Here is an 11,888-nt window from a genome sequence, read left to right as displayed (position 1 = left end):
AGCCGCGGGTCAGAGGGCCTGAGGCTGTTGCGCCTCCCAGGCGCGTAAAGCCTGGCGGTACTGGTCCATGGCCAGGTCATGCAGATCGAAGATGCAGGGATCACAGCCATTGCCGCAGCAGGCATCCAGATCAGGCGCCAGGGGCGGCTCAGGCCTGGGATCGGGCGAGACAAGCTCAGTCATGGCGAGGCAGGCCTTTGCAATTCAAGGCAGGCTTTGCAAAGCCTGGTGGTAGGCCGGGTCGTGCATCAGCTCGTCCCAGGTCAGCGGCGCTGACTGTGGCAGCAGGCCGGCTCGGCGGGCCTCGCTCTCGGCGCTGGGCTGCCAGTCGCCTTGAGCCTGGGCGGCGAGCAGGCCATCCAGAAACTCATCCAGCGCACGGCCGCCCTCGACGTTCGACTGATTGCACAAGAGCACCAGATCGCAACCGGCTTGCAGCGCCGCCAGCGCGGCCTCCACATAACCGATGGCGCGGCCTTCCAGCACGCGGGCGCCGGCCATGCCCAGGTCGTCACTGAAGATGGCGCCGCCAAAGCCCAGGCGCTCGCGCAGAATCTCCTGCAACCAGCGCGCACTGAATCCGGCCGGGCGGGCATCGACCTTGGGGTAGATCACATGGGCCGGCATCACCGCGCCGGTGCTCATGACCAGCCATTCAAACGGTTTCGCATCCTCGGCCAGGATAGCCTTGAGGCTGCGCCGGTCCACCGGCACCTCGGTGTGAGAGTCGGCCTTCACGTAGCCATGGCCGGGGAAATGCTTGGCGCAACTGGCCATGCCGGCCAGCAACAAGCCATGCTGCAAGCTCTTGGTCAGCAAGGCCACCACGCGCGGGTCGCGGTGAAAGCTGCGGGTGCCAATCACAGAACTCTCGCCATAGTCGAGATCCAGCACTGGAGCGAAGCTGAAATCCACGCCACAGGCGCGCAGCTCGGCCGCCAGCACAAAGCCCGCAGCCGTGGCCGCCGCGGTGGCCTGCAGCGCATCCTCCATCCATAACTCGCCCAGCCGACGCATTGCCGGCAGGTGGGTGAAGCCATCGGTCTGGAAACGCTGCACGCGGCCGCCTTCGTGATCCACACAGATCAGCACATCCGGCCGGATGGATTTGATCTCGGCCGTCAGCGCCAACAGCTGGGCGCGGCTCTCGAAATTGCGAGCAAACAGGATCAGGCCGCCGACCAAGGGGTGGCGCAGGCGTGCACGCTCGGCATCGCTCAGGCTCAGGCCGGCGACATCAAGCACCACGGGGGCGTGTTGCAGGTCTTCCATCGTCTTTGTCCGTCTCTCTAGGGCTTTCAGGCCAGGGTTTCGACCACCACAAAGCTGGTCGCGTAATCGGTTTCGTCGCTGACGCTGACCAGGGCGCGCAGGCCCTGAGCGTCGAACCAGCGGGCCAACTCACCATGCAGGCGGATCTCAGGTTTGCCGCTGGGCGCGTTGAGGATCTCGCAATCGCGCCAGTTCATGGGCATGCGCATGCCCAGCCCGATCGCCTTGGAGAAGGCCTCTTTGGCCGAAAAGCGGGTAGCCAAAAAGCTCAGGCCCCGGCTCTCGGCGCGCGCACGGCGGGCGCGAAAGACCTCCAGCTCCTGCGGGCCCAGCACTTTTTCCGCGAAGCGCTCGCCGCGCCGCGCCAGGGTCTCGCGCATGCGGCGGATGTCGCAGACATCAGTGCCGATGCCGTAAATCACGCCTCGGGCTCCAGCGGTGCCCAGCCCAGCAACTCGTTGCGGTGCTGCTGGCCGCCCAGTTCAAACCAGGCCTCGCCCCAGAGGCTGGCGCCCTCGCGGCGGTAGAAGCGCAAAGCGCCTTCGTTGCCGACCCAGGCGCTCAGCCAGAGCGAACGCTCGGGCCAGGACTGGCGCGCCTGGTGCAGCAGTTTGAGACCCAGGCCTTGGCTCTGGCTGTGTGGCGCCACGTAGAGGCGCTTGAGCTCCACCGCGGGGCCCGCCACGGCCACCGGGCAGACCGCGCTGTCGTCGAGGTGGGCCCAGGCCAGCAAGGTGTCGCCGCGCTCAATCACCCAGTGACGGTTCAGATCGACGGACTGGCGCAGCAGCTGTTCGTCGAAGTCGCGTTTCAGGTACTCGGCCACGGTGCTGTTGACGCCGCCCTCGGCGGCATAGCGGTCCAGCCAGACCCAGCGCGCCAAGGCTGCGATGCGCAAGGCGTCGTCGGGCTGGGCCGGGCGCAGATCGAGAAAAGCGGGCTTCGTGCTCATATCGGTGTTCAGGGCGCGTAAATCAGGGCGCGTAAATCAGGGCGAGTAAGCGCGCTGGATGCAGCGCTGGTACTCGCGAACGGTTTCGGTGTAACCCAGCTCCAAGGCGTCGGCGATCAAGGCGTGGCCGATGGACACCTCCTGCACGCCGGGCACGGCGCGCAAGAACAGGCTCAGGTTGTCGCGATTGAGGTCATGGCCGGCGTTGATGCCCAGGCCGACGGCCAAAGCGGCCTCGGCCGTGCGGGTGAAGCCCGCCAGCACCTCGGCCTCGCTGACGGTGCCGAAGTTGCTGGCGAAAGTTTCGGTGTAGAGCTCGATGCGCTCGGCGCCCAGCGCGGCCACCTGGGCCATGGCCTCAGGCAGCGGGTCCATGAAGAGGCTGACGCGCACGCCCAGGCTCTGGCATTCCGCAATCAGCGGCGCCAAGCGATCATGATCGGCCGGCAGGTTCCAACCGTGATCGGAAGTGAACTGGTCCTCGCTGTCGGGCACAAAGGTCACCTGGTGCGGACGCAGCTCACGCACATAGTCCATCAGGTTCTGGGTCGGGTTGCCCTCGATGTTGTACTCGGCATGCGGCCATTGCTTCATCAGCGCGGCCAGCTCGCGCACATCGGCCGGGCGGACATGGCGCTCGTCGGGACGCGGGTGTACGGTGATGCCCTGGGCCCCGGCCAGCAGACAAGCCTCGGCTGCGCGCAGCACGCTGGGAATGCCCAGGTGGCGGGTGTTGCGCAACAAGGCCACCTTGTTGACATTGACCGACAGGGCGCAGCGCTGGCCATGCGCAAAGGCCGCAGAGGCTTCGGGAGCAAGCAAAGGGTTCATGGCGTTCTTCGTTTCTACAGTCCGGTAAGACAGGCGGTGCGCCGTTCAGTCCAGCAATTTCTGCACATCCAGCATCACCTGACGGGTGCGCAAGGGCTTGCCGCCCAGATGATAGTGAAGCAGGCCGCGCAGTGCCGACTTGAGCTGCGGCAAGACCGGGGCGCAGGCCTGCTGCAGCGCCGCCATGCTGCCGTGCAACAGCGCGGCCTGCAAATGGATCAGGGTGGCGCCGTCTAGGCCGCCCGCCTCGGCCGGCGCTGGCTGCACGCCGGCCTCGGCGGACAGGCCATAGCTGCGTTCCAGCTCCAGGGGAGCCTGCGTCAGCGTCACGACGCTGAGGTCGGGCAGCAGGCCAGTTTCCACCAGCAGACGCAGCTCGAATGCCCGTAGCGCCGCCTGCGACTGCGCATCCTCGTTGGCATGCAGCTGCGGCAGGGTCTGGGCATAAGCATCAAACAGCTGGGGGTGAGCATCCTGGCGGGCCAGCAGCTTAAGCAGCAGCTCGTTGAGGTAATAACCTGAAAACAGCGCGGCACCGGCCGGCAAGGTGCTGCCTCCGGCCCATTCGGCCGCACGCAGGGTGACGACCTCGGCCGGGTTGCCATCCGTGGACTTGGCCGGTTTGGACAGGGTCACCTGGATGCGCTGAAACGGCAGCAGCACCGCGCGCAGCTGCGAGTACGGCCGCTTGGCGCCCTTGGCCACGACAGCGAGACGCCCTTGCTCACGGGTGAACAGGTCCAGGATGAGACTGGACTCGCTCCAGTCGTACTGGTGCAGGACGAAGGCCTGCTGAACCGCAGGCGTGCGAGTGCTACGAGCCATCAGCGAAGGCGACGGCAGCGGGCATTCACTCGTAGCCGTAGGTGCGCAAGTGTTCTTCGCTGTCGGCCCAGCCCGAACGCACCTTGACCCAGAGCTCCAGGAAGACGCGGCCATCCATCAGATGCTCCAGCTCCTGGCGGGCCTCAGAGCCGATACGCTTGAGGCGCTCGCCGCCCTGGCCAATGATCATGCCCTTGTGGGCATCGCGCTCGACCACGATGGAGGCCGAGATGCGACGCAGCTCGCCCTCGTCTTCCCATTTGTCGATGATCACGGTCGAGGTGTAGGGCAGCTCGTCACCGGTCAGGCGGAACAGCTTCTCGCGGATGATTTCGCTGGCCAGGAACTTCTCGCTGCGGTCGGTCAGCGCGTCGCCGTCATAGAACCAGCCCTGCTCGGGCAGGTAGGGCTTGAGGATCTTGAAGAGGCGCTGGACATCGGCGTCCTTCTTGGCAGAGAGGGGCACGAACTCTGAAAAAGAGCGCCGCTCCTGCATGCTCTTGAGCCAGGGGGCCAGGTCGGCCCGGCGCTGCACAGCGTCCAGCTTGTTGGCGATCATCACCACCGGCTTGTCCTGCGGCAGCAGGGACAGCACCTTGGCGTCGTCCAGGCCGAAGCGCCCGGCTTCCAGCACATAGAGCACCAGATCCACGTCGCCGAGCACGCCGTGCACGGTCCGGTTCAGATTGCGGTTGAGCGCCGCGTTGTACTTCATCTGGAAGCCAGGCGTGTCCACGAAAACGAACTGTGCCTCGTCCACGGTGCGCATGCCGGTGATGCGGTGGCGCGTGGTCTGGGCCTTGTCCGAGGTGATGCTGACCTTCTGGCCGACCAGGGCGTTGAGCAGAGTCGATTTGCCGACATTGGGCCGGCCGACGATGGCGATCAAGCCGCAGCGCTGCGGCGTGCCATCGGCCATCTTGCCGTTGTTGGCACTGGCAGCAGCGGCCTCGGGCGACAAGGAAGTCGCGCCCGAGCCTGCCGCGGGAATGGGCGGCAGCGCATAGGTCACGACAGGGGCCGGCGCGGGAGCAGAAGCAGAGCCAGAAGCAGCAGCGGAGCCTTCGGGCGAAGCGTCGTCCGGCGTGGTGGGGGTGTGGGTCATGGGGTGTCGGCGCGCGGCCGCTCCTTTTCGCGCAAGCCAGAACTTGGCTTGTCGAGGGCAATCAGTTCGTCGAGCAGGCGACGGGCGGCTTCTTGTTCGGCGATGCGGCGGGAACGACCCTCGCCTCGCGTGGCCAGGCTCAGCGCAGGCACGGCGCACTCGACCTCGAAGGTCTGGGCATGGGCCTGGCCGCGCGTGTCGGTGATGCGGTAATTGGGCACAGGCAAACGGCGCGCCTGCAGCATTTCCTGCAGCGCCGTCTTGGCGTCCTTGGCCCAGCGGTCGGTGGCCGCGCCGGCCAACAAATCGCCGAGCATCTTGCGCACCACCTCGAGCGCGGCCGGATAGCCCGCGTCGACAAAGGTCGCACCGATGATGGCTTCGAGCGCATCGGCCAAGATCGACGGGCGCTGCGCGCCACCGCCCTTGGCCTCACCGTCGGAAAGACGCAGCACGGCAGGCAGGCCCAAATCCAGGGCCAGGCGGTGCAGGCTGTCCTCGCGCACCAGATGGGCGCGGATGCGGGTCAGGTCACCCTCGTCCGAGCCGGCAAAGCGCTCGTACAAGAGGCTGGACACGGCCAAGCTGAGCACCGCGTCGCCGAGGAACTCCAGGCGCTCGTAATGATCGCTGCTGAAGCTGCGATGTGTGATGGCGCGGCTCAGCAACTCGGGGCGAGCAAAGCGATGCCCCAGGCGCTGCTGCAGGGCTTGTAGTGGCGCGTTCATGCGAAGCTGTGGCCGATGCGTGTTGGAAAGGCTTGGGTCGCAGGAATTAGCCGGGCCAAGGCCGACTTCAACGCGACTTGCCTTCGTACTTGATCAGCAAGTAAACCGGGCCGGCCAGGTCGACCTGCTTGTCGTAGGCAAAGCTGATCTGCAGCTTGTCGTTCTCTTTGCTGACCACCAGGTCCTGGCTGCGGATGCTGACCATGGAGTACTCGACCTGCTGGGCGGTTTCGAAGGCCGCACGCACGGCGGGCACCGTGCTCGGGTTGGAGGCGGCGATCCGGTCGACGACGCGCTGGATGGTGTAGAACTCCAGCACGGTAGGAATCACCCGCGCGACCACCACGCCGCCGAATGCCAGCACAACGGCCCAGAACAGCAGCCCGAACAGACTGACCCCACGTTGGCCGCGCTGCAGGCGCTGATCTCGCCCATGGGCCAGGCCACGATTTGACTGAGGACGACGCATCGAGAAACCCTCTCCCTGATTTTCAAAACGCTGAGCCAAGACGGCGGTGCCCGCAGGCCGAATCGGCCTCAATTGAAAGGGCCGATGCGCTTGAGATTACCGAAATTCATCCAAACAAAGAAGGCCCGGCCGACGATGTTTTCATCAGGCACAAAGCCCCAGAAACGCGAATCGCCCGAGTTGTCTCGGTTGTCGCCGATCATGTAGTAGTAGCCCGCTGGCACGGTGCAGCGCACGCCTTCGATGGTGTATTTGCACTGATCCTGATACGGGAACGGGCCGTCCGGACGGTTGGGCTGGAACACCGGCTGAGCCTGCGGATTGACCAGCATCTGATGCTGCTTTTCGCCGAGCTTTTCCAGGAAGCGCGGACGGTAGGTCATCGAGCTTTCGTCGTAGAAGTCACCCTGGGGTTGGACTTCAGTCGGCTTGCCGTTGACGTAGAGCTTCTGGTTCAGATAGGCCACCTCATCACCGGGCACGGCCGCCACACGCTTGATGAAGTCGATGCTGGTGTCCACCGGCCAGCGGAACACCATCACGTCGCCACGCTTGACCTCGTTGTTGGAAATGATCTTCTTGTTGATGACCGGCAGGCGCACGCCGTAGTGGAACTTGTTCACCAGGATCAGGTCGCCCACGAGCAGGGTCGGCACCATCGAACCCGAGGGGATCTTGAACGGTTCGAACAGGAAGGAACGCAGCACGAACACGGCCAGGATGACAGGGAACAGCCCGGCGGTCCAATCGAGCCACCAGGGCTGCTGCAGGATCTGCTGACGCGCCGATTCGACATCCCCGTCAACGCGGCTGATGCCCTGAGCGGCCAAGGCCTGACGACGCTGCGCGTCGGCTTCCAACAAGGCCTGCGCCGCGCGGGCACGGGCGGGCTGGAAATGGAAGCGCTCGGCCAGCCAGTAGGCCAGCGTGAACAAGGTCAGGACGAACAGCAGCAGCGAAAAATTGCCGGTCCAATAGCCGGTGTACCAGCCACCCAGGTAAGCGACGAGAGCCGCATAGAGAATTCCGGTCAGTGCACTCATCAATCGATCACTTGGGTTTGGAGAGGGGTTAGTCGTCAACTTGCAGAATCGCCAGGAAGGCTTCCTGAGGCACTTCAACCGAGCCGATCTGCTTCATGCGCTTCTTGCCGGCCTTCTGCTTTTCCAGCAGCTTGCGCTTGCGGGAAATGTCACCGCCATAGCATTTTGCCAGCACGTTTTTGCGCATCGCCTTGATGTTCTCGCGGGCGATGATGTTGGAGCCGATGGCAGCCTGAATCACCACGTCATACATCTGACGGGGAATGTGCTCGCGCATCTTGGCCGCCACACCGCGGCCGCGAAACTGGCTCTGCACGCGGTGGACGATGATGGACAAGGCATCGACCTTGTCGCCGTTGATCAGGATGTCGACCTTGACCACATCGGAGGCGCGGTACTCCTTGAACTCATAGTCCATGGACGCGTAGCCGCGAGAAACTGATTTCAGCTTGTCGAAGAAGTCCAGCACGATCTCGGCCAGAGGCATCTCATAGGTCAGCATGACCTGGCGGCCGTGGTAGGCCATATTGATCTGGTTGCCGCGCTTCTGGTTGGCCAGCGTCATCACCGGGCCGACATAGTCCTGCGGCATGTAGAGGTGGACCGTGACGATGGGCTCCCGGATCTCCTGCAGCAAGCCCAGCTCCGGCATCTTGGACGGGTTCTCGACCTCGATCACCTTGCCGTCGTTGAGCAGCACCTCGTAGACCACGCTGGGCGCGGTGGTGATCAGATCCTGATCGAACTCGCGCTCCAAGCGCTCCTGCACGATCTCCATGTGCAGCAGGCCCAGGAAGCCGCAGCGGAAGCCGAAGCCAAGCGCCTGCGAGACTTCCGGCTCATAGCGCAGCGAGGAGTCGTTGAGCTTGAGCTTCTCGAGCGCATCGCGCAGCTGGTCGTATTCGCTGGCCTCGGTCGGGTACAGGCCCGCAAACACCTGGGGCTGAATTTCCTTGAAGCCGGGCAGCGCCTCTTCGGCCGGGCCCAGATTGTTGGGCAGCTTCTTTTCCAGGGTGATGGTGTCGCCGACCTTGGCCGCCTGCAGCTCCTTGATGCCGGCAATGACGAAACCCACTTCTCCGGCATTGAGCTGCTCACGCTTCTCGGACTTGGGCGCAAACACGCCCAGATGCTCGGCCGGGTAGATGGCGTTGGAGGCCATCATGCGGATGCGCTCGCCGCGCTTCAAAGTGCCGTCGACCACGCGCACCAACATGACCACGCCCACATAGGCGTCGTACCAGCTGTCGATGATCATGGCGCGCAGCGGCGCCTCGACCACGCCCTTGGGCGGCGGCATGCGGGCGATCACGGCCTCGATGATTTCGTCGATGCCCATGCCGGTCTTGGCACTGCAAGGAATCGCGTCGGTGGCGTCAATGCCGATCACATCTTCGATCTCGGCCTTGGCGTTGTCCGGGTCAGCGCTGGGCAGGTCCATCTTGTTCAGCACCGGCACCACTTCCACGCCCAGGTCCAGCGCGGTGTAGCAGTTGGCCACGGTCTGTGCTTCCACACCCTGGCTGGCGTCCACCACCAGCAGCGCACCCTCGCAGGCCGACAGCGAGCGGCTGACTTCATAAGAGAAGTCCACATGCCCTGGCGTGTCGATCAGGTTGAGGTTGTAGGTCTTGCCGTCCTTGGCCGTGTATTGCAGAGAGGCCGTCTGCGCCTTGATGGTGATGCCGCGCTCGCGCTCGATGTCCATCGAGTCCAGCACCTGCGCTTCCATTTCGCGATCCGACAGGCCACCACAGCGCTGGATGATGCGGTCTGCCAAGGTGCTTTTGCCGTGGTCGATGTGGGCGATGATGGAGAAATTGCGGATGTGATTCATGCTGTTCTTAAATGCGCCGTGCCCTAGGACACAACGGCGAGGCCGTTGCAGCGCAAGCTCTCAATCGCGTAGCGATATCGGGGCGCGGAGCGCCGTGCTGAAGCTAAAAAAAAGGCACGTCGAAACGGTGACGCGCCTTCCAACAAAAGGTATGGCAACTGCTTGTTGGGCTTCCATTGTAGCCAAAAGGCCTTCACTGGAAACCGCGGCGCGACCGGACTGCCCGTCGTTGCGGCCCGCCAACATGGATTTTATCCACAACTTATTCACAGACTTATTCGGGGATTTGAAAAACCAGAACAAGCCGGCCAACTGCCTGCAGCGGCCCGACATTGAGCTCATCGCCCAATACAAACTGACCTTGTGCGGTCGCCATTCTAGCCGACAGCACAAGGAATCGATGTTCAGGCGACGGCCGCCCTGTCCCGCCGCGAATAGCAACCTTCCATGATGTGAAAAGACCCGGCCGCCAGCTATGGCATACCGGGTCACTCTTGGCTTCAGCAGCCGGGCTTCAACGCGCCGGGCGCAGCAAGACGAAACTGGTCAAATCACCGCGGCGCACCAACAAATTGATGACCTTGGCCTTTTCGAGCTTGGTCAATATCGCCTGAACCTGCTTGACGCTGCTGACATCGTTGTTGTCCACCGAGAGGATGACATCGCCCTCGCGCAGACCTGCACGCGCCGCCACACCAATGGCTGCCTCGACACGAACGCCGGACTTGAGCTTGAGATCGCGCTTTTGCGCCTCGCTCAGCTCACCCAACTGCAAGCCCAGGGCGCTGGCGGGGCCAGCCGATGGCTTGCCTTCCCCATCGGCACCGGCGACGCCACGCGCCTCTTCATTGGGCATCTCGGCGACGGTGATGTTGAGGTCCTTGTACGCGCCACGGCGGAAGACCTGGACCACGGCCTTGCTGTTCGGCTTCAGCCCGGCCACCACACGGCGCAGATCGCTGACCTTCTCGATGGTCTTGCCGTCGAATTTGGTGATCACATCGCCGCCTTCGATGCCAGCCTTGTCGGCTGCGCCGCCCGCGACCACGCTGCGGATCACGGCGCCATGTGGCTTGCCCAGGCCGATGGCTTCGGCCACATCCTTGCTCACATCCTCCAAGGTCACGCCGATGAAGCCGCGCACCACCTTGCCCTGGCTGCGCAGTTGCTCGGACACGCGGATGGCCTCATCGATCGGGATCGAGAAGGAGATGCCCATGAAGCCGCCCGACTGGCTGTAGATCTGCGAGTTGATGCCGACCACCTCGCCGCGCATATTGAGCAGCGGGCCACCCGAGTTGCCCGGATTGATGGCCACATCGGTCTGAATGAAGGGCAGGAAATCACCGGTGTCGCGCGCCTTGGCGCTGACAATGCCGGCAGTCACGCTGTTGTCAAAGCCAAAGGGCGAGCCGATGGCCATGACCCATTCGCCGACCTTGAGGCGACTGACATCGCCGATCTTGACCGCGGGCAATCCGGTGGCCTCAATCTTGAGCACCGCCACATCGGTGCGGCGGTCGGCACCGACCAACTTGGCCTTGAACTCGCGCTTGTCGGTCAGAGTGACGTAGACCTCGTCGGCATCCTGCACCACATGAGCATTGGTCATCACATAGCCATCGGCGCTGAGCACAAAGCCCGAGCCGACACCGCGGCGCTGCGGCGCATCGTCGTTGCTATCACCTCCACGCGGCGCACCGCGACGCTGGTTGGGCGCCGGCATGCCGAAACGACGCAGAAATTCCAGCATCTGCTCGTCCATTTCCGGCATGCCTTGGGCATTGGCCTTGAGACGCTCAGAGGTGCGGATGTTCACCACTGCCGGGCCGACCTTTTCGACCAACTCGGTGAAATCAGGCAACTCTCGCGCTTGCGCATGCCCGAGATCGGGCAAGAGGCTGAGACTCAAGGAAAGGGCACCGGCCGACAAGAGAGCACGCGACCAGCGCGACAGAAGTGGACGTGCGGCAGACAGGGAGGACAGAGAGGGCATGGTTGGACTCGTAGTGTTCACTGGAGAAAAACCGACCAACGCGAACAAGGCGTTGAACCTGAAACAACAGCAGGCGATTTTGGGACCGGCTGTGGCGATTTCAAGAGCGGGCGAATGCAAAGAACGACGAAGAAAATACAAGGGATGAGGCCCTGGCCCTGCCGGCAGGGCGAGCATCAGTCCCGCGTCATGATGATGGCAGGCGCCGTGTTGGCCTAGCGAAAGTCACAGCCCGGCAGCGGCAGGCAGTCAGCGGAAGTGCTGTTTGCCGCGCCTCAGGGCGGCGCGCCCTGAGCTGCGCGCCCAGCAAACAAGGTGGCCCGCAGGGCCGGCCAGACACTGGCCTGGCGCCGGCGACTCAGAGGCAGGTAAACCGGCAGAGCCCAGTGATGCAGGCGCCGCCACCAGGGTGCAGCGGGTTCCTTGAGACGGGCGCGCAGCAGTAGCCAGTGGTCAAGATCGAATACCGGACGCAATTGAATTTCCTGCGCGGCACCGTGCAGGGTGCCTGCCGCGTCAAGCGACTGCAATTGCCAACACTGCCCATCCCACAACAGGAGTCGGGGGCGCACACGGGCGCCACGCCAAGCCAGCAGCGCGGCAAGCGGCACAGCAGCCAAGCCAAATCCATGGAGGTCGGCTTGATGGGCGGACAGGGCCGCGAGCAAGGCTGCAACAGCAAGCTCCGCCAGAAACAGCACAGCCAGCTGCAAAGCTGGCTGTGGCACCACCTCGACCCGCAAGGCTGGCGCATGTCGCTGGGCTGCGCTCATATCGAGCTCGGCGGCGGCTAATTCAGCTCAGTCCCGCACATCAACGGGCGCCGACAA

Annotated in this window: 13 protein-coding genes; 1 reads left to right on the top strand and 12 read right to left on the bottom strand. The window is 64.0% G+C overall.

Annotation, left to right across the window (positions count from 1 at the left end):
* Positions 1-9: 9 nt before the first annotated feature.
* The 12 genes from LNV23_RS14865 to LNV23_RS14810 form a co-directional block, all read right to left on the bottom strand.
* Complete coding sequence (locus LNV23_RS14865) at positions 10-183, bottom strand: oxidoreductase-like domain-containing protein (protein WP_263563673.1); 174 nt, start codon at positions 181-183, stop codon at positions 10-12.
* A gap of 21 nt (positions 184-204) precedes the next feature.
* The gene (gene nagZ / locus LNV23_RS14860; protein ID WP_263563672.1) at positions 205-1,272 is read right to left on the bottom strand and encodes a beta-N-acetylhexosaminidase; all 1,068 of its coding nucleotides are present in this window, start codon (positions 1,270-1,272) and stop codon (positions 205-207) included.
* Between the two features lie 26 nt (positions 1,273-1,298).
* Entirely contained in the window at positions 1,299-1,694 is a 396-nt protein-coding gene (gene acpS, locus LNV23_RS14855; RefSeq protein ID WP_263563671.1) for a holo-ACP synthase, read from the bottom strand.
* Positions 1,691-2,224 carry a GNAT family N-acetyltransferase gene (locus tag LNV23_RS14850; protein WP_263520303.1) on the bottom strand — a complete coding sequence of 178 codons (534 nt, stop codon included), beginning with the start codon at positions 2,222-2,224 and terminating at the stop codon, positions 1,691-1,693. The genes acpS and LNV23_RS14850 overlap by 4 nt, the downstream gene beginning before the upstream one ends.
* A 36-nt stretch (positions 2,225-2,260) precedes the next feature.
* Positions 2,261-3,055 carry a pyridoxine 5'-phosphate synthase gene (locus LNV23_RS14845; protein ID WP_263563670.1) on the bottom strand — a complete coding sequence of 265 codons (795 nt, stop codon included), beginning with the start codon at positions 3,053-3,055 and terminating at the stop codon, positions 2,261-2,263.
* A gap of 45 nt (positions 3,056-3,100) precedes the next feature.
* A complete protein-coding gene (gene recO / locus LNV23_RS14840; protein WP_263563669.1) occupies positions 3,101-3,880 on the bottom strand; it encodes a DNA repair protein RecO in 780 nt (259 codons plus the stop codon).
* A gap of 25 nt (positions 3,881-3,905) precedes the next feature.
* Positions 3,906-4,985 (bottom strand): GTPase Era, encoded by a 1,080-nt coding sequence (gene era, locus LNV23_RS14835; protein ID WP_411910583.1) that lies wholly within the window; start codon positions 4,983-4,985, stop codon positions 3,906-3,908.
* Positions 4,982-5,713, bottom strand: coding sequence for a ribonuclease III (gene rnc / locus LNV23_RS14830; protein WP_263563668.1), 732 nt, complete (start codon positions 5,711-5,713; stop codon positions 4,982-4,984). Before rnc ends, era begins: the two co-directional genes overlap by 4 nt.
* Positions 5,714-5,780: 67 nt before the next feature.
* A complete protein-coding gene (locus tag LNV23_RS14825) occupies positions 5,781-6,182 on the bottom strand; it encodes a DUF4845 domain-containing protein (protein ID WP_263563667.1) in 402 nt (133 codons plus the stop codon).
* 68 nt (positions 6,183-6,250) lie between these two features.
* Positions 6,251-7,225 carry a signal peptidase I gene (gene lepB / locus LNV23_RS14820; RefSeq protein ID WP_263520308.1) on the bottom strand — a complete coding sequence of 325 codons (975 nt, stop codon included), beginning with the start codon at positions 7,223-7,225 and terminating at the stop codon, positions 6,251-6,253.
* A gap of 28 nt (positions 7,226-7,253) precedes the next feature.
* Entirely contained in the window at positions 7,254-9,062 is a 1,809-nt protein-coding gene (gene lepA, locus LNV23_RS14815) for a translation elongation factor 4 (RefSeq protein WP_263520309.1), read from the bottom strand.
* A gap of 514 nt (positions 9,063-9,576) precedes the next feature.
* Positions 9,577-11,058 carry a DegQ family serine endoprotease gene (locus LNV23_RS14810; RefSeq protein WP_263563666.1) on the bottom strand — a complete coding sequence of 494 codons (1,482 nt, stop codon included), beginning with the start codon at positions 11,056-11,058 and terminating at the stop codon, positions 9,577-9,579.
* Positions 11,059-11,507: 449 nt separating this feature from the next.
* Here LNV23_RS14810 and LNV23_RS14805 point away from each other — a divergent pair, with 449 nt between their 5' ends.
* Entirely contained in the window at positions 11,508-11,852 is a 345-nt protein-coding gene (locus LNV23_RS14805) for a hypothetical protein (protein ID WP_263563665.1), read from the top strand.
* The last annotated feature ends 36 nt before the right edge of the window (positions 11,853-11,888 follow it).

It is taken from the genome of Kinneretia sp. DJ1R-11 (genome assembly GCF_025717595.1).
Lineage (GTDB): Bacteria > Pseudomonadota > Gammaproteobacteria > Burkholderiales > Burkholderiaceae_C > Paucibacter_A.
This window is presented reverse-complemented; position numbering and strand designations above follow the sequence as displayed.